This is a genomic window from Microbacterium sp. C7(2022) (genome assembly GCF_028823665.1).
Taxonomy (GTDB): Bacteria; Actinomycetota; Actinomycetes; order Actinomycetales; family Microbacteriaceae; genus Microbacterium.
This window is the reverse complement of the sequence record NZ_JAPEHV010000004.1, coordinates 386510-412456: the sequence shown is the minus strand read 5'-3', so window position 1 is coordinate 412456 and position 25947 is coordinate 386510. Positions and strand designations below refer to the sequence as shown.

At 69.5% G+C, this 25947-nt stretch carries 21 protein-coding genes; 17 read left to right on the top strand and 4 right to left on the bottom strand.

The features are described 5' to 3' along the window. Positions 1 to 107: 107 nt before the first annotated feature. From ON062_RS08265 to ON062_RS08210, 12 genes are all read left to right on the top strand, one after another. A complete protein-coding gene (locus ON062_RS08265) occupies positions 108 to 1100 on the top strand; it encodes an NADP-dependent oxidoreductase (protein WP_274646649.1) in 993 nt (330 codons plus the stop codon). Positions 1101 to 1533: 433 nt separating this feature from the next. Continuing rightward, positions 1534 to 2727: a Gfo/Idh/MocA family protein gene (locus ON062_RS08260; RefSeq protein ID WP_274646648.1), complete on the top strand. Its 1194-nt coding sequence runs from the start codon at positions 1534 to 1536 to the stop codon at positions 2725 to 2727. Positions 2728 to 2805: 78 nt separating this feature from the next. Further along, positions 2806 to 4023: a dihydrodipicolinate synthase family protein gene (locus ON062_RS08255; RefSeq protein WP_274646647.1), complete on the top strand. Its 1218-nt coding sequence runs from the start codon at positions 2806 to 2808 to the stop codon at positions 4021 to 4023. Next, complete coding sequence (locus ON062_RS08250; RefSeq protein WP_274646646.1) at positions 4020 to 4907, top strand: sugar phosphate isomerase/epimerase; 888 nt, start codon at positions 4020 to 4022, stop codon at positions 4905 to 4907. Before ON062_RS08255 ends, ON062_RS08250 begins: the two co-directional genes overlap by 4 nt. A gap of 10 nt (positions 4908 to 4917) precedes the next feature. Continuing rightward, on the top strand, positions 4918 to 6042 hold the full coding sequence (locus ON062_RS08245) for an acetylxylan esterase (RefSeq protein ID WP_274646645.1): 1125 nt from the start codon (positions 4918 to 4920) through the stop codon (positions 6040 to 6042). Positions 6043 to 6104: 62 nt separating this feature from the next. Then, entirely contained in the window at positions 6105 to 7139 is a 1035-nt protein-coding gene (locus ON062_RS08240; RefSeq protein WP_274646644.1) for a LacI family DNA-binding transcriptional regulator, read from the top strand. Positions 7140 to 7180: 41 nt separating this feature from the next. Then, the gene (locus ON062_RS08235) at positions 7181 to 8182 is read left to right on the top strand and encodes a LacI family DNA-binding transcriptional regulator (protein ID WP_274646643.1); all 1002 of its coding nucleotides are present in this window, start codon (positions 7181 to 7183) and stop codon (positions 8180 to 8182) included. A 415-nt stretch (positions 8183 to 8597) separates the two neighbouring features. Continuing rightward, complete coding sequence (locus ON062_RS08230) at positions 8598 to 9950, top strand: Gfo/Idh/MocA family protein (RefSeq protein ID WP_274646642.1); 1353 nt, start codon at positions 8598 to 8600, stop codon at positions 9948 to 9950. After that, positions 9947 to 10903 (top strand): NAD(P)-dependent oxidoreductase, encoded by a 957-nt coding sequence (locus ON062_RS08225; protein WP_274646641.1) that lies wholly within the window; start codon positions 9947 to 9949, stop codon positions 10901 to 10903. Before ON062_RS08230 ends, ON062_RS08225 begins: the two co-directional genes overlap by 4 nt. Beyond that, the gene (locus tag ON062_RS08220) at positions 10900 to 11799 is read left to right on the top strand and encodes a 5-dehydro-4-deoxyglucarate dehydratase (RefSeq protein WP_274646640.1); all 900 of its coding nucleotides are present in this window, start codon (positions 10900 to 10902) and stop codon (positions 11797 to 11799) included. Before ON062_RS08225 ends, ON062_RS08220 begins: the two co-directional genes overlap by 4 nt. Further along, positions 11796 to 13010 carry a mandelate racemase/muconate lactonizing enzyme family protein gene (locus ON062_RS08215; protein ID WP_308209620.1) on the top strand — a complete coding sequence of 405 codons (1215 nt, stop codon included), beginning with the start codon at positions 11796 to 11798 and terminating at the stop codon, positions 13008 to 13010. The genes ON062_RS08220 and ON062_RS08215 overlap by 4 nt, the downstream gene beginning before the upstream one ends. Further along, on the top strand, positions 13007 to 14455 hold the full coding sequence (locus ON062_RS08210) for an aldehyde dehydrogenase (NADP(+)) (RefSeq protein ID WP_274646639.1): 1449 nt from the start codon (positions 13007 to 13009) through the stop codon (positions 14453 to 14455). The genes ON062_RS08215 and ON062_RS08210 overlap by 4 nt, the downstream gene beginning before the upstream one ends. Positions 14456 to 14533: 78 nt before the next feature. Here the strand turns inward: ON062_RS08210 and ON062_RS08205 are convergent, their stop codons facing one another. Together ON062_RS08205 and ON062_RS08200 are read right to left on the bottom strand one after the other, a co-directional pair. Next, positions 14534 to 15508 carry an alpha/beta hydrolase gene (locus ON062_RS08205; protein ID WP_274646638.1) on the bottom strand — a complete coding sequence of 325 codons (975 nt, stop codon included), beginning with the start codon at positions 15506 to 15508 and terminating at the stop codon, positions 14534 to 14536. An 82-nt stretch (positions 15509 to 15590) separates the two neighbouring features. After that, positions 15591 to 16784 carry a glycerate kinase gene (locus ON062_RS08200; RefSeq protein ID WP_274646637.1) on the bottom strand — a complete coding sequence of 398 codons (1194 nt, stop codon included), beginning with the start codon at positions 16782 to 16784 and terminating at the stop codon, positions 15591 to 15593. Positions 16785 to 16879: 95 nt separating this feature from the next. Here ON062_RS08200 and ON062_RS08195 point away from each other — a divergent pair, with 95 nt between their 5' ends. Beyond that, positions 16880 to 17578 (top strand): ThuA domain-containing protein, encoded by a 699-nt coding sequence (locus ON062_RS08195; RefSeq protein WP_274646636.1) that lies wholly within the window; start codon positions 16880 to 16882, stop codon positions 17576 to 17578. Between the two features lie 75 nt (positions 17579 to 17653). On the opposite strand, the gene ON062_RS08190 is transcribed toward ON062_RS08195, so the two are convergent. After that, positions 17654 to 18667 (bottom strand): LacI family DNA-binding transcriptional regulator, encoded by a 1014-nt coding sequence (locus ON062_RS08190; RefSeq protein ID WP_274646678.1) that lies wholly within the window; start codon positions 18665 to 18667, stop codon positions 17654 to 17656. A gap of 208 nt (positions 18668 to 18875) precedes the next feature. On the opposite strand from ON062_RS08190, the gene galT reads away from it, so the two are divergent. From galT to ON062_RS08175, 3 genes are all read left to right on the top strand, one after another. Next, positions 18876 to 20087 (top strand): galactose-1-phosphate uridylyltransferase, encoded by a 1212-nt coding sequence (galT, locus tag ON062_RS08185; protein WP_274646635.1) that lies wholly within the window; start codon positions 18876 to 18878, stop codon positions 20085 to 20087. Continuing rightward, positions 20084 to 21274, top strand: a complete 1191-nt coding sequence (gene galK, locus ON062_RS08180; protein WP_274646634.1) for a galactokinase — start codon at positions 20084 to 20086, stop codon at positions 21272 to 21274. The genes galT and galK overlap by 4 nt, the downstream gene beginning before the upstream one ends. A gap of 526 nt (positions 21275 to 21800) precedes the next feature. Next, on the top strand, positions 21801 to 22643 hold the full coding sequence (locus ON062_RS08175) for an alpha/beta fold hydrolase (RefSeq protein ID WP_274646633.1): 843 nt from the start codon (positions 21801 to 21803) through the stop codon (positions 22641 to 22643). Positions 22644 to 22878: 235 nt separating this feature from the next. Here the strand turns inward: ON062_RS08175 and ON062_RS08170 are convergent, their stop codons facing one another. Then, positions 22879 to 25161: a glycoside hydrolase family 3 C-terminal domain-containing protein gene (locus ON062_RS08170; protein ID WP_274646632.1), complete on the bottom strand. Its 2283-nt coding sequence runs from the start codon at positions 25159 to 25161 to the stop codon at positions 22879 to 22881. A 149-nt stretch (positions 25162 to 25310) separates the two neighbouring features. Here ON062_RS08170 and ON062_RS08165 point away from each other — a divergent pair, with 149 nt between their 5' ends. Next, positions 25311 to 25946, top strand: coding sequence for a TetR/AcrR family transcriptional regulator (locus ON062_RS08165; protein ID WP_274646631.1), 636 nt, complete (start codon positions 25311 to 25313; stop codon positions 25944 to 25946). The last annotated feature ends 1 nt before the right edge of the window (position 25947 follow it).

Here is a 25947-nt window from a genome sequence, read left to right as displayed (position 1 = left end):
CCTCAAAGTTCGCGTTTTTTCCTCCGAGTGCATCCAAAGCGCGGGTGTGGAGCGAATAACCCAATGGGCCTGTGCGCCAGAAACCGACGCAACAACGAGGAGACGTCATGAGTGCAAAGACTGCCCAGACGGCAGCGTTCGTATACACGCGGTACGGTGACGCGGACGTGCTGCAGAGGCATGAGAGCCCCTTGCGAAGCCCCGGCCCCAGTGAAGTCGCCGTCGAGGTCGTTACCAGCGGGATCAACCATATGGAGGTGTTCTTGCGCAACGGCAATGAGCCCAGTTGGCAAGACGATCCTTGGCCACGACGCTCTGGCAGCGACTTCGCCGGGATTGTCCGGGCATGCGGTCCGGGCGTCGAGGCTTTTCGACCAGGGCAAGACGTGATCGGGCATGTGCGCACGGGCGCACACGCCACACACGTCGTCGTCGATCAGGCAGCGTTGGTGCGCAAGCCCAAAAACGTCTCGTGGGAGATGGCTGGGGGCATGTACCTCGCCGGTTGTACGGCGCTGGACACACTCGATGAACTGCGCATCGGCTCCGACGACACCGTCGTGATCTCCGCGGCCGCTGGCGGTGTCGGCAGCATTGAAGCTCAACTGGCAAAGCATGCAGGTGCGCGCGTGATCGGTACGTGCGGCGAGCGCAACTTCGACTACCTACGACAGCTCGGCATCATTCCCGTGAAGTACGGCGAAGGGCTTGCCGAAAGGATCGACCGCGTCGCCCACGGACGAGTAACCGCGTTCATCGACAACTTCGGTAAGGACGGTAGCGACACCGCAGAACGTCTCGGTGTGCCGGCGGATCGATACCGCTCAAGCACGGACAGGCGGGATGTCGAGCTTCGCCTTCTGGCCGACGATGCAGATTCCGTCGCCCACGGCACCTCGCAACTGGAACGGCTCGCCCGGCTGGCAGAGCAGCGAGCTTTCGTTCTCCTCATTTCAGGTCTGTACGCCCTCGGGGACATCGTCGAGGCATACGAGGACCTGAGTCGACTGCACGCTCGGGGAAAAATAATCTTGGCGACGCACCCCGTCTCGCCCTACCGCGTGTTGAAGGCCCGCGATATTCACGAAGCGATGGCCTGACTCTTTCGCCGCCGAATCCCTCGCCGGGTCGACCGCGAGGCCGGCGCCGGATGCTCTCCACACGCGCCGGGTGTCCCTCCCGCCTCCACTCGGGCCTTCGCCTGGGCCTTCGCTCGGGCCTTCCGTCTCGCCTGCGCTCCACCCCCAGAATCCGCACCGCCCCGCGACAATTCGTGGGGGCGGAACGCCAACGGCACAGCCACCTCCACGCTCCACCCCCAGAATCCGCACCGCCCCGCGACACATCCTGGGGGCGGAACGCCGGGCGCCCGCGGCGGACCGACGCGCGAAAACCACCGTCCAGCGGAAAACGCTTGCGCACGCGCACGCGCCATGGCACACTGTTGGAAAGCGCTTACCCGCCCAGCGAACGGCGGGCAGACACACCGCGACCGCGACGTCGCGGCAGAACCTCACAGAAAGCAGGCCCATCGTGACCGACACGACCCTCACCCAGGCCACCGACGCACGCCCGGCCGTTCGCGAGATCGGCATCATCATGAACGGCGTCTCGGGCCGTATGGGATACCGCCAGCACCTCGTGCGTTCGATCCTCGCGATCCGCGACCAGGGCGGCATCGAGCTTTCCGACGGCACGAAGGTCACCGTCAAGCCCCTCCTCGTCGGCCGCAGCGAGGCCAAGCTCGCAGACCTCGCAGCCAAGCACGACATCGAGGACTACACCACCGACCTCGACGCGGCTCTGGCCGATCCCCGGTGGGAGATCTACGCCGACTTCCTCGTGACGAAGGCCCGTGCCACGGCGCTGCGCAAGGCGATCGCCGCCGGCAAGACGATCTACACCGAGAAGCCCACCGCCGAGTCGGTCGAAGAGTCACTCGAACTCGCCCGCCTCGCCCGCGAGGCTGGCGTCAAGACCGGCGTCGTGCACGACAAGCTCTACCTCCCGGGTCTGCAGAAGCTCAAGCGCCTCATCGACTCGGGCTTCTTCGGCCGCATCCTCTCGGTGCGCGGCGAGTTCGGCTACTGGGTGTTCGAGGGCGACTGGCAGCCCGCGCAGCGCCCGTCGTGGAACTACCGCACCGAAGACGGCGGCGGCATCATCGTCGACATGTTCCCGCACTGGAACTACGTGCTCGAGAACCTGTTCGGCGAGGTGAAGTCGGTCTACGCACAGGCATCCACTCACATCCCTACCCGTTGGGACGAGAACAACGAGCCCTACACCGCCACGGCGGAAGACGCGGCATACGGCATCTTCGAGCTCGAGGGCGGCGCTGTCGCACAGATCAACTCGAGCTGGACGGTCCGCGTCAACCGCGACGAGCTGGTCGAGTTCCACGTCGATGGGACGCACGGCTCGGCCGTTGTTGGCCTGTTCGGTGCGAAGATCCAGCACCGCAACGCGACGCCGAAGCCGGTCTGGAACCCCGACCTCGCCGACAACCACGACTATGACGCCGACTGGGCCGAGGTTCCCACGAACGACGTCTTCCAGAACGGCTTCCGCCAGCAGTGGGAAGAGTTCCTCGAGTCGTACGTCCTCGGTACCGAGTACGCGTTCGACCTGCTCGCGGGTGCGCGCGGCGTGCAGCTGGCCGAGGCCGGCCTGCAGTCCAGCCGCGAAGGCCGCAAGGTCGAGCTGCCCTCGCTCGACCTCAACTGACCGTCTGATCGTCCCCGCCGGGCGCACGCGTCACGCTGCGCCCGGCGGGAATCCCATCCGCCACACCAGAGAATCGACATGACGAGCCTCACTCTCCTCTCCGCCGCCGGCGAGCTTTCCGCCGTCACCCTCGCCGAGGCGCCCGGGTACACCCGCCCCGAGGGCTCCCTGCGCAGCCGCGTCGCCTACGCTGCCGCGCACGTTGTTCCGAAGATCACCGCTGACAACACTCCGGGCCAGCCCGCCGACGTCGACTGGGACGCAACCCTCGCTTTCCGTCGCCACGCCTACGCGTGGGGGCTCGGCGTCGCCGACGCGATGGACACCGCCCAGCGCAATATGGGGTTGGATGCCGCGGCCACCCGCGAGCTCATTTCGCGCTCCGCTCAGACGGCGCGCGAAGAGGGCGGCTCGGTCGTCGTGGGAGTCAACACCGACCACGTAGACGACGAGCACATCTCGCTCGAGCAGGTCATCGACGCCTATAAGGAGCAGCTCCACTTCACCGAAGAGCAGGGCGCAGGCCCCGTTCTCATGGCCAGCCGCCATCTCGCGCGCGTCGCCACGTCGGCCGATGACTATCGTCGCGTCTACCGCGAGGTGCTGCAGTCCGCCACCGTCCCGGTCGTCCTCCACTGGCTCGGCACCGCGTTCGATCCGGTGCTCGAGGGCTACTTCGGCTCGACCGATTGGCGCGCGGCATCCGATGTTCTGCTTGAGATCATCAACGAGAACGTCGACAAGGTCGCCGGCGTCAAGATGAGTTTGCTGGATGCCGCGTCCGAGGTGTCGGTGCGCGAGCGCCTCCCCGAGGGTGTGCGCATGTTCACGGGTGACGACTTCAACTACGTCGGCCTGATTGGCGGGCAAGACGTTCCCGACGCCATCCAGCCCGACCGCAACCCCGACAGCCCCCGCCAGCACTCGGACGCCCTGCTCGGTGCGTTCGCGGCGTTGACCACGTCTGCTTCCGCCGCGATTCAGGCTCTGGATGCCGGTGACCCGGCGCGCTACCTCGAGATCCTCGGCCCGACCGAAGAGCTCAGCCGTCAGATCTTCGCCGCGCCGACCTTCTACTACAAGACCGGTGTCGCGTTCATGTCGTGGCTGAACGGCCACCAGGATGCGTTCCAGATGGTCGGCGGTCTGCACTCGGCACGGAGCCTCCCCCACCTGTCCCGCATCGTCGAGCTCGCGAACGCCGCTCACGCGCTCGAGCGCCCCGAGCTGGCGACGATCCGCTGGCATGGCATGCTGCGGCACAACGGTCTCGACGTTCCGGGGGTGCTGTCATGACCGGCGGCTTCGTCGACCCGCGCCTGTCGATCAACCAGGCCACCATCAAGTACGCCGATCTCGCCACCGCGCTGCGCGTGACCGCCGAGGCAGGCGTGCAGGCGATCGGTCTGTGGCGCGAGCCGGTACAAGAAGTCGGCCTCGCCACCGCGGCGAAGATGCTGACCGATTCGGGCCTGCGCTTCACCACGCACTGCCGTTCAGGCTTCTTCACGATGCCCGAGGGCCCCGCGCGCCGCGCGTCAATCGACGACAACAAGGTCGCGATCGATGAGGCCGCAACGTTGGCTGCGGCGGGTGCGGAGGGATCAACGGCGATCCTCGTACTCGTCGCTGGGGGTTTGCCCGAAGGCGACCGCGACGTCGTCGGCGCGCGCTCGCGTGTGCGTGATGCGATCGGCGAGCTCGCCCCCTATGCGAAGAGCGCGGGTGTGACGCTGGCGATCGAACCGCTGCACCCGATGTACGCGTCCGACCGCTGCGTGGTCTCGACGCTCGGTCAGGCGCTCGACATCGCCGCCGACTTCGAGCCCGAGGTCGTGGGCGCGACCGTCGACACGTTCCACATCTGGTGGGATCCTGACGTGCTGAACCAGATCGCGCGCGCCGGCCGCGAAGGGCGCATCGCGACCTACCAGGTGTGCGACTGGAAGACTCCGCTGCCCGCCGACGTGCTGCTCAGCCGTCACTACCCGGGCGACGGCGTGATCGACTTCGCCTCGCTCACTCGCGCCGTGATCGAGACGGGCTACGACCGCGACATCGAGGTCGAGATCTTCAACGAGGAGATCTGGGCGACCGATCCCCTCACTGCCGTGCAGCGCACCGCGGCCGGATTCGCCGGTGCCGTGTCACCGCACCTCGGGTCAGCCCTCCCACGCTGACGACAAACGCATGAGCGACGGGCCGTTCGCGGGGTATGCCGATCTTCCGGCACACCTTGCGAACGTGCCCGTCGCGGCGTTTCCGGGTGACGAGCCCCGCGCCCGTCTCGCCGAGATTCTGGGACTCCGCGTCCCTGCGACGGCGGCGGCCGCGGGAGTTTCGGTAGATCGAGAGTGGATGCTGGACGGCGTCGCCGGCCGTGAGGTGTCGTGGCACACCGGATTCGGGCCGCGCACGCGCGCGTACCTGCTCACCCCCGCCGACCACGACGGCAACCTCCCGGGGCTGCTCGGCCTTCACTGCCATGGCGGCGTGCGCTCGACGGGCGCAGAGCAGCTGGTGGTGACCGACCGCGCCGCGCATCCTTCGGCTCAGCGCCTGCGCGGGCAGTACTACGACGGCCGAGCGCTGGCGAACGACCTCGCGCGAGACGGGTTCGCCGTGCTCGTGCACGACACGTTCTCGTGGGGGTCGCGCGCGTTCGACCTGTCGCAACCGACGCCGAAACTCGCGGCGCTGGCCGAGGCGCTCGACGCCCGCTGGCGCGAACAAGGCGATGCCCCGACCGACGACGAACGATTCGACGCCGTCTCGTCGCTGCACGAAGACCACCTCGCAAAAGGTCTCGGCGTGCTCGGGGCGTCGCTTGCGGGCATGGTCGCCGCCGACGATCTCACCGCGCTCGATGTACTCGCGGGCCTTTCCGAGGTCGACGCGAACAGCCTGGGAGTCTTCGGCCTCTCGGGCGGCGGCGGTCGCGCCATCCTCGCTGCGGCGCTCGATCCACGCGTGAAAGCCACCGTGGTGTCGTGCATGATGTCGACCGGATCCGCGTTGGTACCGGAGTACCTCGATGCACATTCATGGTTGCTGCATTCCCCCGGCCTCGCCGCATGGCGCGATCTGCCTCGCCTCGCCGCGATGACGGCAGGCGACGTGCTCGTGCAGTACGGCCGCACGGATCCGCTCTTCCCGAGGGAGGGCATGACCGAGGCTCATGCTCGCCTGAGCGCCGGTCTCGACGCCCGCTACACCGGAGCGTTCTTTGACGCTGGCCACGAATGGACCGCGCAGATGCAGGATGCCGCGCGGGCCTGGCTCGCCGCGCACGCGGCATCCACTCCCCGCTCTTGACCGAAGGAAAACGTTTGCTCCCCTCTCGCCGCCCCACAGACCAACCCCCTAGACTCGGCTCTGTGAGCGACACCCTCCCGAATTCACGCAGCGCGGCGACTCTGCACGACGTCGCCCGCGAGGCCGGCGTCTCGCTCGCGACAGCGTCACGCGTGTTGAACGGCTCGACCCGCAAAGTCGCCGAGAGCTATCGCGTCAAGGTCGAAGCGGCCGCCGAATCCCTCGGCTACACCGCCAACCTGTCTGCCCAGGCAACCGCGCGAGGCGCGTCAGCGATCGTCGCACTGCTGGTCGCCGACATCGCTGACCCCTTCTTCGGCCAGATCGCGTCGGGCGTCGCGCGCGGCGCCGACGAAGCATCCCTCGTCGTGACGATCGCGATCACCGAGCGCGACCCGCAGCGCGAGGTCAAACTCGTGCGCGCCCTGCGGGGCCAACGCCCGCGCGGGCTGATCCTCGCAGCATCCCGAACCGACGAGGGCGACGCCGCGGGCCTGCGCAGGGAACTCGACGCGTTCGCCGGTATGGGCGGGCGCGTCGTCGCGCTCGGTCGCGCGTCCGACGACGTGCGATCGGTCCCCGTCGACAACGCCGGCGGGGCGGCTGCGCTCGGCACGGCCCTGGCCTCGCGCGGGTATCGCCACGCGGTCGTGGTCGGTGCCGCCCGCGGCATCCGGACCTCCGACGATCGCATTGCGGGGTTCGCCGACGGTTTCACCTCGGCCGGCGGAACGGTCGACCGCGTCGTGCGCGGCGGGTTCACGCGCGACGCGGGATACGAGATCGGCGCGCAGCTGCTCGCCGAAGGACTCGCCGAGGGGACGCTCATCTTCGGTGTCAGCGACGTGGTCGCGATCGGCATCATGTCGGCGATCCGCGACGCGGGGCGCTCGGTCGGATCCGACATCGCCGTGGCCGGCTTCGACGACATCGCGACCGGTCGTGACATTCGCCCCGGCCTCACCACTGTGCGCGTGCCGCTCGAAGAGCTCGGGTATCGCCTGCTGCACGCGGTGGTCGATGAAGAGTGGGATGCCGCGGCCTCGCCGCTCGCGCTCGAGGTGATCATCCGGGGGAGCACGCCCGAGCGCGGCTGAGGCCGCCGCGACCCGAGACCCCGCTGCCCGAGAGGAACCGCATGGCCCGCCCACCCAAAGGCGTCACCATCGCCGATGTCGCCGCGCACGCCGGAGTGTCGCTGTCGACGGTGTCGCGCGCGTTGAACGACAACCCGACGGTCGATCCGGTGCTCGCCGAGCGCGTCCGCGCGTCGGCCACCGAGCTGAACTACACGGCGAGCCCGCTCGCGCGCAGCCTAGTGCTCGGGCGCACCCAGACGATCGCCGTCGTGGTTCCCGACCTGGCGAACCCGACATTCCAAGAGATCCTGCGCGGCGTCAGTCGCGCCGCCGCCGCCGATGGCTACCACGTCCTCGTCGCCGATTCGGCGGAGTCGGTCGACGAAGAGCGCGTGCTCGCCACGACGACTCGCCGGCGCACCGACGGCGTGATCCTGTGTTCCCCGCGCATGCCGCAAGAGGAGCTGGATCGCGTGGCCGGCGGCATCCGACCCGCTGTCGTGGTCAACAGGACGGGCGCGGGCACCCTGCCGATCGTGCGGGCCGACTATCGCGCCGCGCTCGGCGACCAGCTCGCGCACCTGTACGAGCTCGGGCATCGGCGCATCGTGTTCCTCGCCGGGATCGAGCGCAGCGTCGCCAACACCGCGCGCCTCGCCGCGATCGCCGAGTTCACCGATAGCCACCCCGATGTGACGATCACCGAAGTGGCCGGAGGGGTCGACTTCGACGGAGGGGCTCGCGCAGCACCCACCGTCCTCGAATCCGGCGCGACTGCGGCCCTGGCGTTCAACGATCTCGTGGCGATGGGCCTGCTCAGCGCCGTTCAAGCGAGCGGATGCCGTGTCCCCGACGACCTGTCAATCGTGGGGTTCGACGACATCCCCTTTGCCCAGTACACGTCGCCGCCGCTCACCACGGCGGCCGTGCCAGCGCTTGAGCTCGGCGAGCAGGCATGGGCGGCGATGCACGCGCTGCTCGAGGGTGAGGATGCCGCCGACTCGGTGTCGCTGCACCCCGAGCTCGTCGTGCGCGGCAGCACCGGCCCCGCGCCCGCCTGACGCAGGCGGCGCGCCCCATCCCACTCATTCGTCACACTTTGCGGGAAACCGGCGCCCCCACCGGCGTGTTGCGCCATACGAACCGACCGCTGGTGGCCCCCGCGCCCGCGCCCCACACCCAGCGCCCGCGCGCGTCCCTTCATTCGTCACACTTTGCGGGAAACCGGCGCCCCCACCGGCGTGTTGCGCCATACGAACCGACCGCTGGTGGCCCCCGCGCCCGCGCCCCACACCCAGCGCCCGCGCGCGTCCCTTCATTCGTCACACTTTGCGGGAAACCGGCGCCCCCACCGGCGTGTCGCGCCATACGAACGCCGGGGTGATGGGCACCAGCGCCGGCCCGCGCCCAGCCCCGCCCGCCCGAACGCGCACCCACACGTGCTACGCTGAGAAAACGTTTCCTGAAGGAGTGGAATTGAACCAGCGCCGGTATGCGATCGTCGGAACGGGCCATCGCTCACACATGTACGTGCACGCGATCACCGAGACGTTCGCCGACATCGCCACCCTGACGGCAATCTGCGAGCCGAACCCCGCGCGCGCCCAGGTCACCGTCGACGCCATCGTCGCCACCGGCGCCGCAGCCCCGAGCGTGTGGACCCCCGACCAGCTCGAAGAGATGATCCGCACCGAGAACATCGAGCGCGTCATCATCACCGCGCGCGATGACCTGCACGCCGAGCTGATCGTGCGGTCGCTGGATGCCGGCGCCGACGTCGTGGTCGAAAAGCCCCTCACGATCGACGCGCCGAGCGCGGCACGCATCGAAGAGGCGATCGAGCGCACCGGGCGCGAGGTCGTCATCACGTTCAACTACCGCTACTCGCCCCGCAACTCCGCACTGCGCCAGATCATCCAAGACGGCACGATCGGGCAGGTCACCAGCGTCGACTTCTCGTGGATGCTCGACACCAAGCACGGCGCCGACTACTTCCGCCGCTGGCACCGCGAGAAAAAGAACTCCGGCGGCCTGCTCGTCCACAAGTCCAGCCACCACTTCGACCTCGTCAACTGGTGGATCCGCTCCGCACCCCGCCGCGTATACGCCTCCGGTGCCCTGAAGTTCTACGGCGCAGACAACGCCGCCGACCGCGGCATCACCGGCCGCCCCGAGCGCGGCAGTCACGACGGCGCCGACGCGTTCGAACTCGACATGCGGCAAGACGAACGGCTCAAGGCTCTCTACCTCGACGCCGAGCAGCACGACGGCTACCGCCGCGACCTCGACGTCTTCAGCGACGGCATCACCATCGAAGACAACCTCGCCCTCGTCGTGGACTACCTCAGCGGCGCCACCCTCAGCTACTCCCTCAACGCACACGCCCCCTGGGAGGGGTACCGCGTCGCCATCAACGGCACCGAGGGACGCGCCGAACTCGAAGTTGTCGAACGTGGCGCCGTCCTCGAATCCGAAGGCCTGCACCCCGTGCTCGACCCTTCCGCCACCGACGCTGGCGAGTCCGGCTCTCTCCGCCCCGAAGGCGAGCGCCTGCTCGTCCAGAAGCACTGGGAAGCCGCATACGAAGTCCCCATCGTCAACGGCGCAGGCGGACACGGCGGCGGCGACGCCCTCCTGCTGCGCGACATCTTCGTCGGCGCCGACCCGTCCGACCCGCTCGCCCGCGCCGCCGACTGGCGCGACGGTGTGCGCTCGATCGCGACCGGCATCGCCGGCAACCTTTCCCTCGAGACCCGCCAACCCATCCAGGTCGCCGACCTCGGCATCCGATTCCTCGTCGAAGACGCCGCCGCGCGGCACCGCTCATGAGCCGAATTCTCGTCACGGGCGGCGCCGGGCGCCTGGGCCGCAGCCTCGTTCGCGGGCTCGCTGACGCGGGGCACGACATCGTCTCGATCGATCGTCATGCGTCAGACGCAGCCGAGCTCGAAGGCATCGAGCAGGTTGAGACTGATCTGACCGATGCGGATGCCACGACCGCCGCCATCGGCTCGCTCGGCGCCGACGCGCTCATCCACCTCGCCGCGATCGCGGTTCCGTTCAGCGCACCCGAAGACGTCATCATCCGCACGAATTCGGCACTCGCCGTAAACGTGATCGGCGCCGGTGTCGCCGCGCGGATTCCCAAGATCGTCGCCGCGTCGAGTCCGACCGTGCTCGGGTACAACGCCCCGGCGGGGTGGCTGCCCGACCGCTTTCCGCTGGATGAGACCACGACACCGAAGCCCTGGAACGCCTATGCACTGTCGAAGCACCTGGTCGAACAGACGCTCGCGATGTTCGCGCGCCAGACCGGCGACGCCACGCGGTTCGCCGCCTTCCGTCCGTGCTACGTGATCGCCCCCGAAGAGTGGGACGGCGCTCTCACCCAGCAGGGCCACACAGTGCGTGAGCGCCTGGCCGATCCCGCACTGTCAGCCCCCGCACTGTTCAACTACGTCGATGCGCGCGACGTGGCATCCTTCATCGACGTTCTGCTCGACGCGATTGGCACGATCCCCAACGCCGAGACGTTCTTCGTCGGCGCCGATGACGCGCTGGCGACGCGGCCGTTGGCAGAGCTCCTACCCCAGTACGTCCCCGGGACCGAGGCGCTCGCCGCTGAGCTCACCGGCGATGCGCCCGCGTTTTCGACCGCGAAGGCTCGTCGGATGCTGGGCTGGGCGCCCCAGCACCGCTGGAGCGCCGAACTCCCCGACATCGCCGATACGCGCCTCACCCCCTCGCTCTCCCCCGAATCCCGAAAGGACGTGCTGACGTGAACTTCGACGGCATCCTCTTCTTCCCCGTCACCCCCTTCGACAGCGCCGATCGGGTCGATGACGACCTGTTGCGCCAGCACGTCGCAACGACGCTCGAGCACAACCCCGGCGGAGTGTTCCCGGCCTGCGGCACGGGTGAGTTCCACGCCCTGTCGGCCGACGAGGCAGCACACGTGGTGCGCGTCGCCACCGAGACCGTCGCCGGTGCGGTGCCGGTGATCGCCGGTACAGGTGGCCCGCTCGGCAACGCGGTGGCGTTGGCGAAGAGCGCAGCGGATGCTGGCGCCGACGCCCTTCTCGTCTTGCCGCCGTATCTGGTGGGCAGCCCCCAGGCGGGGCTCGTCGCCTACATCGAAGCGGTGGCTGCGGCATCCGATCTTCCGGTGATCGTCTACCATCGCGCGAACGCGCAGTACTCGGTGGCGTCGATGCGGCGCCTGGCGGCGAACCCCAAGGTAGTCGGGTTCAAGGACGGCACCGGGGACGTCGGCGTGGCGCAGCAAATCGTGCGGGCCGTCGCCGAGGAGGGGCGTGATGACTTCGCGTTCTTCAACGGTCTGCTGACCGCAGAGCTCACGCAGGGCGCGTATCGGGGTATCGGAATCCCGTTGTACTCGTCGGCGGCGTTCGCGATGATTCCCGAGGTGGCGAACGCCTACTACCGCGCGTACGCAGACGGCGACGAAGCGCGCCGCGCGGCCCTTCTGGACGGGTTCTACTCGCCCCTGGTGAACTTGCGCGATGAGACGCCGGGCTTCGGTGTCTCGCTGATCAAGGCGGGACTGCGCCTCGGCGGCCTGCCGGTCGGCTCGGTGCGCGCCCCCCTGGTCGACCCGACCGCCGAGCAGGAGGCGCGCCTGGGCGAGATCCTCGCCGCGGGTCGCGCGCTGCTGTGAGCAAGGGCACCACTGCGTTCGCGGCAGGAGCAGCGGGCGCACCCGGCACGGCGGGCACAGCGGGCTCAGCAGGCGCACCCGGCACTGCGCCCGTCACCGTCACGTCCCTCGACGCGCGTCTGATCCGCGTCCCCCTCACTCGCCCGTGGGCCGCCGACGTCACGAGCGTCGGGGTCATCGCCACGCACGTCACCCGCTCGGACGGCGCCGAGGGCTGGGGGTTCTCGTGGACCCCGCAGATCGGGGCCGAAGCCGTGCACGCTCTGCTGTCGAACGACATCGCGAGCGCCGTCGTCGGGCGCTCTGCCGAACCCGGTCAGGCCTGGCAGGGAATGTGGGAGCACCTGCACGAAGCCGGGGGCGGCGGGATCGCCACGATTGCCCTGGCCGGGTGGGATCTCGCCCTGTGGGATGCCGCGGTGCGGGCCGAGAACACGTCCCTGGCGGGCTTCTTCGAGGCGCCGCGCACGCGCGTGAAGGCATACGGCAGCGGGGTCAACCTGCACTATTCGACCGAAGAGCTCGTCTCCCAGGTTCAGCGCTGGGTCGACGCCGGGTTCGACGCCGTGAAGGTGAAGGTCGGCAAACCCGACGTCGCCGAAGATCTCGAGCGCATGCAGGCCGTGCGCGCGGTGCTCGGGCCCGACCGTGCACTCATGATCGACGCGAACCAGCGTTGGGATCTCGAACGCGCCACGCGCAACCTCGAGGTGCTCGCCGCAGTCGACCCCGTGTGGATCGAAGAGCCGCTGCGCGCGGATGACCTGGGCGGTCACATCGAATTGTCCAAGCGTCTGGCTGCATCGTCCGGCATCCCGATCGCCGTCGGCGAGAACCTGCATAACGCGTACCGCTTCGACGACTTCTTACGCACCGGCGCCGCGCAGATCGTGCAACCGAACGTGGTGCGGGTGGGCGGGATCACGCCGTTCCTCGGCATCGCTGGTATCGCCGCCGCCTACGGCGCGACCCTGCACCCGCACCTGCTGCCCGAGCTGTCGGGCCAACTCGCCCTCGCCCTGCCCGCGGTCGAGGGCGTGCCCGAATCCATGGTCGAAGATGTTGAGGATGCCGGATTCGGCACCCTGGGCGCCTTGGACGGACCCTCACCCATCACCATCGCCGACGGATACATGACCGAGACCCCGCATGTGGGGCTCGGCATCAGCTTCTCACACCCCTCACTCCCGAACTCTCCGGAGGAATCATGAGCACCACGACCACCCAGACGATCGACCAGCTTGCTGCCGCGGCCGCGAGTGCCGCACCGATCTGGCGGGCATCGTCCGCATCGCAGCGCGCCGGATGGCTGCGCGGCATCGCCGATGCGCTGGATGCGAACATCGACGAACTCGTGGCGATTGCCGACGAAGAGACGCGCCTCGGTGAGACGCGCCTGCGCGGCGAGGTCGGCCGTACGACCGGGCAGTTGCGCCTGTTCGCGACCGTCGTCGAAGAGGGGTCTTACCTCGAACTCACGGTGGATGATGCGGATGCCACGGCCACCCCGCCGCGGCCGGAACTTCGCCGCATCCTCACCGGCGTCGGCCCGGTCGCCGCGTTCTCGGCGTCGAACTTTCCGTTCGCGTTCTCGGTCGCCGGCGGTGACACCGCCTCGGCCCTGGCCGCCGGCAACCCGGTGATCGTGAAGGCGCACTCGGGGCACGTCCGCTTGTCGCACCGCACCGCCGAGATCGTGACCGAGGCGCTGCGCGCCGGCGGCGCACCGGAGGGGTCGTTCTCACTCGTCGAAGGGCGCGAAGCCGGTAACGCGTTGGTGCAGCATCCGACCATCCAGGCCGCCGGCTTCACGGGTTCTATCAGCGGCGGGCGTGCACTGTTCGACCTGGCCACCGGCCGCCCCGACCCGATCCCGTTCTACGGAGAGCTGGGGAGCGTCAACCCCGTCGTGATCACCTCCGCTGCCGTCGCCGCGCGCGGGGAGACGCTCGCGCAGGGCCTGGTCGGATCGTTCACCATGGGCGTCGGTCAGTTCTGCACGAAGCCTGGTGTGGTGTTCGTGCCCGCCGGCGCCGGGTTCGAAGACCTCGTGGCATCCTTCGCGACGTCGTCGACCGGCGGTCCGCTGCTGACCGACCGCATCACGGATGCGTTCCCCGAGGGGATCGCGCACCTCGAAGCCGACGCATCGGTCGCCGTCGTCGCACAGGGCGAGGAGCCCGCGGCGGGTTCGGCGCGTCCGATCGTGCTGAGCACCGACGCTGTGGCCGTCGCTGCCCGGCCCGAGACCCTGCTCGAGGAGTGCTTCGGCCCGGTGACGCTGCTGGTGCGCTACTCGAACGAGGCCGAACTTCTCTCGGCGCTCGAGGCGGTTACCGGTTCGCTGACGGCGACGCTGCACAGCGAAGACGGCGACGACGTGGATGCGGTGCTCGAGGTGTTGCAGCGCAAGGCCGGTCGCGTGCTGTTCGCCGGATGGCCGACTGGCGTCGCGGTGACGTGGTCGCAGCACCACGGCGGACCGTGGCCGGCGACGACATCGCTGCACACGTCGGTGGGCGCGACGGCGATCCGTCGGTTCCTGCGGCCGCTGACGTTCCAGGATGCCCCCGAGCGCCTGCTGCCCGAGTCGCTGCGCGACGCGGCGCTTGAGACGCTGCCACACCGCCGCAACGGGGTGCTGCGGGTCCCCTGAGCCGCGGGGCATCCCGCTCCCCGCTGGCGCCCGGCGCTCAGAAATCCGGGCGCGCCGGCCACCGGCCTTGCGGTCGCGTCAGTCGACGAGCGCGTCAACGAATGCGACGGATGCTGCGCTGATCTGCCCGCGGGCGTCGTCGTCGCTGATCTCGGGTTCGTTGTCTCCGACCTGCGGGCCGTAGTCACCGAATTGGGCATGGGAGCCGCCCTCGATCACTGTGAAGTTCGTGTCCGCCGGCAGGTCCGCGCGTGAAGCGTCGATCTTTTCCGGCGTCGCCAACCCATCGCGCGAGCCAGAGATCGACTCGACCGGCACGACGAGGGTGTCGCTGATGTCGCCCGCGGGATAGGACGCGAAGAACAACAGGCCGACGGCGGGGGCGGCATCCGTGTCACTGCCGCCGCCGTTGCCATCAGCCCCGTCCGCCTGAATAGCCGCGACGGTGCCGCCGAGCGAATGCCCGCCGATGACCCAACCGTTCACATCGCCGTACTGCGTGCGAGTCGCATCGAACGCGCCGAGCGCGAAGAACGCGATGCCGAAGGGCTGCTTCGTGATCACGACGCGGTGGCCGGCCTCGGCGAGCGGCCGGAGGACGGCCGCGTACGCCCGCGGATCGACGAGCGCCCCGGGCTGGAAGAACACCGCTGTCGCGTCTGCGCCACCGGTGGGTTCGATCACGATCTGCGTCCCCGTCTCGGTGACGGTAGCGACGCCGTCGGACTGCATGGCCGGCAGTGCCGGCTCGATCGCCGAGTACGGACGCAGCCACGCGGTCACGGCGATCCACGCGAGGCCGAGGGCGATCAGCGCGATGCGGCCGGTGACGCGCCACGCGCCGGATCGACGTGCGCGCTTCCGGCGGCGCAACGAGAGCCAGATCGCGGCAACGCCGCCGACCGCGGTCACTCCGAGAAGCACCGCGTACGCGGGGTGCCCGTGCACGACGCCGCCCCACGAAGTCAGGCATGCCCACGCGACGACGACGATTGCGAGCGCGCCGAGGCTCGCGGTGATCCACTGCCACGCGTCACGGGGGGTGTTGGACATCGGATGCTCCTCCTGCGGCGCGGCGGGCGCGGCATCCTCGACCGTATCAACCGTCCGCGGGTTCGCGACTGCGGTCTTGCCGCTATGCGAGCGCGCGGGCGAGCGCCGCGCCAGCCGCTTCCAGCCAGCGCGCGGGGTCGGCCATCGCCTGCGCTGCAGACCCGGCCAGGTCGGTCAACGACGCCGTAGCGGCAAACGTCGCCGTGTCGGCGTCGGGAGCGATGCGCCCCGCGACCAAAGCGGCACGCGCCCCGCCATGCGCGGCCAGACTCGCCACGTGCGCGGGAACCTTGCCAGCCGCCGACTGCCCGTCGTACGAGCCCTCGCCCGTGACGACCACGTCGGCAGCGGCGACCACGTCGGCCAGGCCGATCAGGTCAGCCACGGCATCCGATCCGGGCACCAGGCTCGCGCCCCACGCAAGCAAACCGAACCCGGTGCCGCCCGCAGCGCCGGCGCCCGGCGTCGTTGCGTCGGCCCGCACCGCACCGGCGGCCCCAACGGCGGCACCAGCACCAGCTGCGTCACCAGCACCCGCACCGGCCACGACACCGACGAGCCCCGCCCACCGCTCCAGCGCCGCATCCAGCACGGCAACGTCATCCGGGGTCGCCCCCTTTTGCGGACCGAACACCGCAGCCGCCCCCCGCTCACCCAGCAGTGGATTCGTCACATCGGTCAGCACCTGCACACCACCGGGCGGCAGCGCCGCAAGGCCGGTCAGGTTCACCGCCGACGCCTGTGCGAGCCCGCGTCCACCGAGTGCGACAGGGTTGCCGGCGGCATCCGTCACCCGCGCACCCAGCGCGACGAGCATGCCGAGCCCTCCGTCGGTCGACGCGCTCGAGCCGATGCCGAGCACGAGGCGCGAAACTCCGTGAGCGAGCGCGGCCGCGATCGCCTGGCCGAACCCGTACGTATGCGCGTCGAGCGCCCGCAGGCGCGGCGGCGTGCCGAGCAGTTCGATGCCGCTGGTCGAGGCGAGTTCCACCACGGCTGTGCCGGCGGGCGCTTCCGACGTGGGCGGCAGGAGCAGCCAGGATGTCTCGACTGCGGCATCCTCGGGCCCGATCACCCTCACGGGCACGCGCTGCGCGCCGGGAACGGCGGCCGCGAACGCGTCGACCGTACCCTCGCCTCCGTCGGCCATGGGCAGCAGGCGCACGGTGTCACCGGGCGCGACGCTGTGCCAACCCGCGGCGAGGGCGGTCGCCGCGTCGGCGGCGCCGATGGTGCCCTTGAACGAGTCGGGCGCGATCACGATGGTGCGGGCCATGCAGACATTCTCCTCGGGCAGACGTGGGCGCCGCCCCCGTTGGTCGAATCTCGAGCCGTCGCGGGGAAAGCGCTATCCCATGCACAATGGTAGCGATGCACACCTCGACTGAGAACCCCTCCCGCGCACTCATCCTGAGCGGCAACGGTCGCTACGCCGACCCGTGGCACCCGTTCGGCGCGACCTCGGCCTGCCTCGCCGCACTGCTTCGCGACGCCGGATGGAGCGTCGAAGTCCGTGAAGATGTGGATGCCGCGCTCGGCGGCCTCGACTCGGTCGACCTTCTCGTGGTGAACACGGGCGACCCCGCCCGCAACAACGACGGCGTGACCGACGTGGCTGATCCCGCTGCGATCGCTGTTGCCACGGCATCCCTCGACGCCGCGCTCGAGCGTGGAATCGGAGTGGTGGCGATCCACACCGCGGTGTCGTCGCTGCGTGACTATCCGCGCTGGGTCGAGGTGGTCGGTGGCGAATGGCGGCCTGGCACCTCGTGGCATCCGCCCATCGCCCAATCAGAGGTGGAGATCGTCGACCCGGGTCACCCGATCACCGACGGCGTGACCGGCATCTCGCTGTACGACGAGATGTACACCGACCTCGTACGCGCCGACGACGTGCACGTGCTGGCCGCTCACACCCTCGAGGGTGTTGTGCATCCGGTGGTGTGGACGCGCGAGGATGCCGCTCGAGCCGTGGTCTGCGCGCTCGGGCACGAGGCCCGAGCGTACGAGTCGCCGGAGCTACGCGGCATGTTGCAGCGCGCGGCGGAGTGGGCCGTCCGGCGGCGCTAGTTGCTGCGGCGGCCGGGGCCAGCAGCCTCGCGAGCCCGCCCGTTTGCCAGCCGCGTCGCGGGCGCGGCTATCTCGTCAGACGGCCGCGGGCGGCGCCGTGCTTTCCCGCACGATCAGGGTCGTCGGCACCGTCTCGCGAACGCCCGCGTCACGCTGCTCGATCGCGTCGACGAGCACGGCGACCGCCCGCTCGCCGAGTCGGTCGAACTCTTGCCGGACCGTTGTCAGCGGTGGGCGGAACTGCTCGGCGTCGAGCACATCGTCGAACCCGACGACGCTCACGTCGCGCGGGACGTCGAGCCCGGCATCCGACACCCCCCGCAACAACCCCAGCGCCATTTGATCGTTCGCGCAGAAGACCGCCGTCGCTCCGCTTGCCACCACGGCTGCGGCCGCGGTGTATCCGGATGCCGCTGACCAGTCGCCCCGAATGAGCCCCGGCACCGCGGAGCCGTGCGCTGTGAGCGCGTCGCGCCACCCGCGCTCGCGCTGCGCGGCGGCGAACGAGTCGGCGGGCCCGGCGACGTGGCACACGGTAGCGTGGCCGAGGTCGAGGAGGTGGTCGACCGCGGCGCGTGCGCCGGCGGCGTGATCGGTCTGGACGGTGTTGTAGGGGGCTGACGCGTCGACCGAAGCCACGCTCTCGAGATCCGCCGGCGGCGCATCGACCACGACAACCCGGAGCCCCGCCGGAATGCGCGCCTCGCGGGCCGCGGCCGTCGCTTCGTTCAGCACCACGACGCCGTCCACCCCCTGTTCGGCGAGGCGAGCGAAAGCGTCAGACACATCGGCGTCGCCCGCGGCGCCGAGCGTCATCACAGTCAACGCGAAATCGCGCGCTGCGGCCGCATCGGCCACAGCCTGAAGCATGCGCGAGTTGCCTACGGTGGCGAGCGTAGAAACGAGCAGGCCGATGGTGTGGGTTCGCCCGGTGCGCAGCGCGCGCGCGGCGCGATGCGGGCGGTATCCCAGGTCAGCCATAGCAGCCTCGACCCGCTGTCGCGTCGCCGGGTCGACGCGCGGGCTGGCGTTCACGACGCGAGAGACCGTCTGCCCCGAGACCCCCGCGCGTGCGGCGACATCGGCCATCGACACTCGTCGTTCCACTTCGCCTCCGCTCCTGCTCCGCCACTCGGCCGTGCATCCGGGCCCCTGGCCATGCCGCCAGCCCACCAACCCCCGGCGGCACCCACCCGACAACTGCCCTGGCGGCTCCGGCGGCTCCGGCCCAGTCTGCGAAACTCCTGAAATCCGCTCGATGTTGACGTTACCATGCCCTGTCAGCTACCGTGTTGACGTGAACACACCTGAGTTTCGCAGTGACACCCCCGCAGCCGGCGAGCTCGCCGGCCCCGCAACCACGCTCGGCAACGGCGTCGTCAAGCGCCCCACGCTCCTCGCCGACGGTCGCGACCTGATCTACTACGACGACCCCGACACGACGCTCGGCGCCGAGCGCGGCATCGACACGCGCGACCTCGGCGCTCGCCCCGCCACCGCCACGATGCGACGCGATGTGCTCACGGGTGACTGGATCTCGGTCGCGGCATCCCGCCAGAACCGCGCGTTCATGCCGCCTGCCGAGTTCGACCCGCTGGCGCCCCAGACACCGACGAACCCGTCCGAAATTCCTTCGCGCTACGACGTCGCGGTGTTCGAGAACAAGTCGCCATCCTTCGGGCCCGCGCTGGCCTCGGCGCTCGGCACCGCGCCCGAGGCCGACGACGCACCTCGCAACCTCGACGACCTCGACGCCCCCGGACTCGGGCGCACCCGCACCTCGGTCGGACGCTGCGAAGTCGTGTGCTTCAGCCCCGAGCACGAAGGATCATTTGGCACGCAGAGCGTCACCCGCGCGCGAACGGTGATCGAGGCCTGGGCCGACCGCACCGCGGCCCTGTCTGCTCTGCCCGGCGTGCAGCAGGTGTTCCCGTTTGAAAACCGCGGCGAGGCAATCGGCGTGACGTTGCCGCACCCCCACGGCCAGATCTACTCGTACCCGTACATCACCCCGCGCACCACGAGCCTGCTGCGCCAGATCGAGCGCGAGGGCGCCGACCTGTTCGCGCGAATTCTCGACTTCGAGCGGGCCTCCGAGCGCGTGATCCTCGCCGGTGAACACTGGACGGCCTTCGTACCGTTCGCCGCGCGCTGGCCCCTCGAGGTGCATCTTCTTCCGAACCGCCACGTCGCCGACTTCACCGAGACAAGCGATGCCGAGCGCGCAGAACTCGCGCCGCTGTACCTTCGCCTGCTGCGCGGCGTCGACGCCCTGTACGGCACGCCAACGCCGTACATCGCGGCATGGCACCAGGCCCCGGTGAACCGCGGACGCGACAGCGCCCGCCTCCACCTGCAGCTGACCAGCCCGCGGCGCGCGGCCGACAAGCTCAAGTTCCTCGCCGGATCCGAAGCCGCCATGGGCGCATGGATCGGCGACATTCCCCCCGAGACGGCCGCCGCCGCACTGCGCGACGCCGTTGCATCCATCCCCGAGGTGACCGAATGACCACGCCCATCGACACGGCCACGGCCGCACGCACTCTGCTCACCGAGGTCGCCGGCGCGGTCGACGCCCCGACCTGGTCGGCGCCCGGCCGCGTGAACCTCATCGGCGAGCACACCGATTACAACGACGGCTTCGTATTCCCGTTCGCGATCGAGTACCGAACGCACGTGGCACTCGCGACGCGCGGGGACGGCATGATCCGGGTCGCCTCGACCTTCGATGAGACGCCCGTCGAGGTCGCCCTCTCCGAACTCGACGACCTCTTCCCCGCGCGACGCGACGAGGTCACCGAGTGGGCGCGTTACCCGCTCGGTGTCGCGTGGGCGCTGCTGCAAGCGGCGGGCGTCGACGCATCGACCGTCACGGGTGTCGATTTGGCCTTTGCCTCTGACGTTCCCGTCGGCGCGGGCCTGTCATCGTCGGCCGCGATCGAAGGCGCGACTGCCACCGCGTTGGCCGAGACCTGGGGCATTGACCTTGACCGCGTCGAGCTCGCGAAGGTGGGCCGCCGCGCAGAGAACGACGCCGTGGGCGCACCGACCGGGATCATGGACCAGATGGCGTCGATGCTCGGGCGAGCGGATGCCGCGACCTTCCTCGACTGCCGCTCGCTCGACGCTCAGGTGATCGACCTCGGCTTCGCCGCCGCGGGCCTCGAACTCCTCGTCATGGACACCGGCGTCAAGCATAGCCACGCGACCGGAGGCTACGGCGAGCGCCGCGCGGCGTGTGAGCGCGCGGCCGCTGCGCTGGGCGTTCCGGCGCTGCGCGACGTGTCGACGGAGGACCTCGAGCGGCTCGAGAGCCTGGTCGACGAGGTGACGCTGCGCCGCGCACGCCACGTCGTCACCGAGAACCAGCGTGTGCTCGACACGGTTCGCACGCTTCGCGAAGCCGGTCCGGCGGCGATCGGCGACGTGCTTGTCGCGTCCCACGTGTCGATGCGCGATGACTTCGAGATTTCGGTGCCCGAACTCGACACCGCGGTCGACGCCGCGCTCGCGGCGGGTGCCGTGGGTGCGCGCATGACCGGCGGGGGCTTCGGCGGTGCCGCGATCGCTCTCGTGTCTTCCGACTCGGCGGAGAAGGTGACGGACGCCGTTGCCTCGGCATTCAGCGACGCCGGCTTCGCCGCGCCGAACATCTTCACCGTGACGCCCTCCCCCGGCGCCGGCCGCGACGCGTAGCGCCGCGCGGCCCCGCGCCCCCGGCTCGCGCACCTCACCTCCCACCACCTCCGCTCCGCCCCCACAATCTGTCGCGCCTCGGCGCACATCCTGGGGGCGGAACGCACGGGGCACCCACCCACCCCGCTCCGCCCCCACAAAGTGTCGCGCCGCGGTACAAATCTTGGGGGCGGAGCGCCCGGGGCACCCACCGACGTCACTCCACCCCCAGGATCTGTCGCGCCCACGCGCACATCCTGGGGGCAGAACCCACGGGGCACCCACCCACGCCGCTCCACCCCCACAATCCGTCGCGCCTCGGCGCACATCCTGGGGGCGGAGCGCCGGGTGAGGTGGGAACGCGACACGGGCGGGCGCGGGCGGACGGCACGGGCGGACGGCACTGGCGGGCGGCAGCGCCCGCGCAAGCGAGACACGGCGGGTGAACGTCTGGCGTCGAGATGTCAACCTGGTGGCGCGAGCGGATGCCACGTCCTAGCGTGGCGAGAGGTTGCAGCATCCGTCTGCGATCCGAAAGGAAGCGCACGTGGCATTTCTCACGGTCGGCACCGAGAACTCGGTCGACATCGACATCTTCTACACCGATCAGGGTCCCTCCGACGCGCAGCCGGTGGTGCTGATCCATGGGTTCCCGCTGAACGGTGAGTCCTGGGGCAAACAGCAGGCGGCATTGCTGGATGCCGGGTATCGCGTGATCGCGTACGACCGCCGCGGCTTCGGCTCGTCGACGAAGACCGCTGACGGATCGGACTACGACACCTTCGCGGCAGACCTGCACGCGCTGATGGAAGACCTCGACCTCGGCGACGCCGTGCTCGTCGGATTCTCGATGGGCACCGGAGAAGTGGCCCGCTACCTCTCCCGCTACGGCAGCGCGCGCGTCGCGAAGGCGGCGTTCCTCGGATCGCTCGAGCCGTACCTGCTCATCACCGACGACAACCCCGACGGGGCCGGCCCTCAGGAGTTTTTCGACGGGTTCGTCCAAGCGATTCGCGAGGACCGCTATGCCTTCATCGAGGGATTCTTCGCCGATTTCTACAACCTCGATGACACACTCGGTTCGCGGATCTCGCAGGCCGCGGTCGACGCGAGCGTGCACACGGCGACGATGGCCGGCAACGCGGCGATCGCCGCAGCCCCGCTGACGTGGCCGACAGACTTCCGTCAGGACATCCCCGCCATCGACGTGCCCGCGCTCATCCTGCACGGCACGGCCGACAACATCCTGCCGATCGACGCGACGGCGCGCCGCTTCAAGGATCTGCTTCCCGAGGCGACCTACGTCGAGATCGAGGGCGCGCCCCACGGCCTGCTGTGGACTCACGGCGCCGAGGTGAACGAGGCGCTGCTGGCGTTCTTGCGCGCCTGAGGTGCCCGGCGGGTAGCCGCGACGTCTGGGCGCGCCGGCAGCCACGGGCCCCACGGGAGTCTGCCGCGCCATCGGCCACGGGTGACCAGGTGGGCGCGCCGGCAGCCACGGGCGCGTCGGGCACCCAGCTGCACGAAGCGCCGCCGCACGAAGCGTCACCACACGAAGCGCCACCACAAAGAGAAACGGGGTCGCCGAGGATTCCTCCCCGGCGACCCCGTCCCGCGTCGTCAGATCACGCCTGCTGCGGCGCGTTGGCGGCCGCGATCAGTCCGTCGATCATCTCGTCGCTCGAACCGGCGGCAGCGTCGCCTCCGGCGAGGCCCGCCATCATGCCGATGCGGCCGAGCGGGAACGAGCCCATCATCTCCATCATGTCGACGCCCTCGGGCATGACCGACGAGGCGCCGTTCATCGCGCCCATCATCTCGGCCATCGCCGCTTGGATGATCGGGCCGGCGACGGGGTGCGCGAAAACCTCGCCGAGCGACGACGTGCGCGACAGCGGCAGCACGACCTCGTCGCCGGTGACGGCAACGGCCGTCGACGAGCGAAGGTCACGGCTGGATGCCGCCACATCCACGACGTACTCGCCACCTTCGACGACCCAACCGTCGATGCGGATGTCCCAGTAGGCGAGGTCCTTACGACGCACCGTAAGTACCACCTCGCGGCTCTCGCCCGCGGCGAGGGCGACCGACGCGAACGCCTTGAGCTCGCGCACCGGGCGCTGCACCTGCGACGTCGGCAGCGACGTGTAGACCTGCACGACCTCGCGGCCGTCACGCTCACCAGTGTTCGTTACCGTCACACGCACCTCGATGTCACCCGACGCGGCGACGGCCGCCGTGGCATCCCCGTACGCGAAGGTCGTGTAAGACAGACCGTGGCCGAAGGGGTAGGCCACCTCGAAGCGACGCGAGTCGTACCACCGGTAGCCCACGAACAGGCCCTCGCCGTAACGCACGTGCGAGAAGTCGCCGGGGAAGTCGAGGTACGCGGGGCTGTCCTCGAGGCGCAGCGGCACCGTCTCGGTCAGCTTGCCCGAGGGGTTCACTGCACCGAACAGCACGTCTGCCGTGGCGGTACCACCGGCCTGACCGAGCAGCCATGCTTCGAGGATCGCCGGCACCTTGTCGGCGAATGGCAACGCCACGACGCTTCCGTTGGAGAGCACGACGACGGTGCGCGAGTTGGCGGCGACGACGGCGTCGAGGAGCTCGAGCTGCTCGGCGGGCAGATCGATGTCGGTGCGGTCGTAGCCCTCCGACTCGAGGCGAGCCGGCAGGCCCAAGAAGACGACGGCGACGTCGGCGGCGGATGCTGCAGCCACCGCTTCGTCGCGCAGCGCCGCAAGCTCTTCGTCGGTGGCCGCGGTCACCGCCAGGCTGAAGCCCTTGGCGTAGGTGACGGTACCGGTCGCGGCATCCTTGATTCCGTCGAGTGCGCTGTCGAGGCGCGTGGGGTTGATCATCGACGAGCCGGCACCCTGGTAACGAGGCTTCTCGGCGAACTCACCGATCACGGCGATCGACGCGGAGGCGTCGAGCGGCAGCACGGCGTCGTCGTTCTTGAGCAGAACGATCGAGCGGCCGGCAGCCTCACGAGCAAGGGCGTGGTGAGCGTCGACGTCCAGCGGACCCTCGACCTTGCCGGCGCCGGCCTGCGCCTTGCGCACCAGGTCGAGCGCGCGACCGGCGGCGATGTCGACGTAGCGCTCCTCGAGCGAGCCATCGTTCACCGCGGCGACGATCTGCGCGTCGGTCACACCGTTCGACGACGGCATTTCGAGATCCATGCCTGCCTTGAGACCCGGGACGCGCTCGTTGACAGCACCCCAGTCCGACACGACCAGACCCTCGAAGCCCCACTCATCACGCAGCACCTGCGTGAGCAGCCACGGGTCCTCCGAGGCGTAGGTTCCGTTGATGCGGTTGTACGAGCACATGATGGTCCACGGCTGAGCGTCCTCGACGACGCGCTGGAAACCGCGCAGGTAGATCTCGCGCAGCGGGCGCGCGTCGACATCACTCGACGCGCGCATGCGGTCGTGCTCCTGGTTGTTGGCGGCGAAGTGCTTGAGCGACGTGCCCACACCCTGCGACTGGATGCCCTTCACCAGCGCTGCACCGATCACGCCCGAGACGATGGGGTCTTCCGAGACGTACTCGAAGTTGCGGCCGCACAGCGGCGAGCGCTTGATGTTGATACCCGGGCCGAGGAGGACAGCGACGTTCTCGATCGATGTCTCGACACCGAGCGCCTGCCCGACGCGCTCAACGAGCTCGACGTCCCACGACGAGCCGAGCCCAACCGCGGGCGGGAAGCAGGTCGCGGGAACACTGTCGCCGAGGCCGAGGTGGTCTCCACCTTCGCGCTGCTTGCGCAGTCCGTGCGGGCCGTCGGTCACCATCAGCGAGGGAACGCCGACGCGGTCGATGGCCTTGGTGTACCAGAAGCTGGCACCGCTTGTCAGCGACGCCTTCTCTTCGAGGGTGAGGTCGGCAATGTCAGTCATCAGGGGCCTTTCGTCGTAGGTGATGACGGGTGCCGCTGGGCGTCGGGCGACGTCGTTGTCAGCGGTGGTTTGTGCGGCGCGAGCGCCGATGTAGAAACCTTACGGCATTTGGTTTTGAAAACCAAGAGTCGTTCCGGTTTACTTGCTGCATGGCAGAACGACCAGCACAAAGGCGTGGCTCGTACGCGAAGGGCATCGCCAAACGCGAAGAGATCCTCGATCGCGCGCTCGACGTGATCGCCCGCGAGGGGTACCGCGGTGCATCAGTCAAAGAGCTCGCGGATGCCGTTGGCCTCAGCCAGGCGGGACTTCTTCACTACTTCGACTCGAAAGAAGAGCTGTTCGTCGAAATCCTTCGGAAGAGGGATGCCGTTGACCAGTCGGTCTACGGCATCGGGCCAGGTGCGCAGGCCCCCGACGAGCTGCGCACCGGATTCATCCGCGTGATGCAGCACAATGCCGACGTCCCCGGGCTGGTCCGCCTGTATGCACAGATGTCGGTAGAGGCCACCGACCCCACCCACCCAGCCCACGACTACTTCACCGAGCGCAGCCGTGGCATTCGCGAGACGATGGCGGCAGCACGCCCGCTCCCCGCCTCCGGCGAGCCCCTCGATCCCGACACGTTCGGACGCGTGCTGCAAGCAGTGGCAGATGGACTGCAAGTTCAGTGGTTGCAGGACCCGAGCATCGACATGGCCGGCATCATCAGCGCGCTCCTCGAGGCGCTCGAAGGCGGCACGCCTGCCGAATCCGCCGCCGCCGATCAACCAACCGCGGACTGAC

What these genes read in the sequence shown, in the direction of transcription:
- ON062_RS08195 (WP_274646636.1), top strand. Translation starts at nt 16,880, where the DNA reads ATGCACACCTCGACTGAGAACCCCTCCCGCGCACTCATCCTGAGCGGC.
- ON062_RS08205 (WP_274646638.1), bottom strand. Translation starts at nt 15,508, where the DNA reads ATGTCCAACACCCCCCGTGACGCGTGGCAGTGGATCACCGCGAGCCTC.
- ON062_RS08200 (WP_274646637.1), bottom strand. Translation starts at nt 16,784, where the DNA reads ATGGCCCGCACCATCGTGATCGCGCCCGACTCGTTCAAGGGCACCATC.
- ON062_RS08245 (WP_274646645.1), top strand. Translation starts at nt 4,918, where the DNA reads ATGAGCGACGGGCCGTTCGCGGGGTATGCCGATCTTCCGGCACACCTT.
- ON062_RS08265 (WP_274646649.1), top strand. Translation starts at nt 108, where the DNA reads ATGAGTGCAAAGACTGCCCAGACGGCAGCGTTCGTATACACGCGGTAC.
- ON062_RS08255 (WP_274646647.1), top strand. Translation starts at nt 2,806, where the DNA reads ATGACGAGCCTCACTCTCCTCTCCGCCGCCGGCGAGCTTTCCGCCGTC.
- ON062_RS08235 (WP_274646643.1), top strand. Translation starts at nt 7,181, where the DNA reads ATGGCCCGCCCACCCAAAGGCGTCACCATCGCCGATGTCGCCGCGCAC.
- galK (WP_274646634.1), top strand. Translation starts at nt 20,084, where the DNA reads ATGACCACGCCCATCGACACGGCCACGGCCGCACGCACTCTGCTCACC.
- ON062_RS08190 (WP_274646678.1), bottom strand. Translation starts at nt 18,667, where the DNA reads ATGGCCGATGTCGCCGCACGCGCGGGGGTCTCGGGGCAGACGGTCTCT.
- ON062_RS08165 (WP_274646631.1), top strand. Translation starts at nt 25,311, where the DNA reads ATGGCAGAACGACCAGCACAAAGGCGTGGCTCGTACGCGAAGGGCATC.
- ON062_RS08210 (WP_274646639.1), top strand. Translation starts at nt 13,007, where the DNA reads ATGAGCACCACGACCACCCAGACGATCGACCAGCTTGCTGCCGCGGCC.
- ON062_RS08170 (WP_274646632.1), bottom strand. Translation starts at nt 25,161, where the DNA reads ATGACTGACATTGCCGACCTCACCCTCGAAGAGAAGGCGTCGCTGACA.
- ON062_RS08250 (WP_274646646.1), top strand. Translation starts at nt 4,020, where the DNA reads ATGACCGGCGGCTTCGTCGACCCGCGCCTGTCGATCAACCAGGCCACC.
- ON062_RS08225 (WP_274646641.1), top strand. Translation starts at nt 9,947, where the DNA reads ATGAGCCGAATTCTCGTCACGGGCGGCGCCGGGCGCCTGGGCCGCAGC.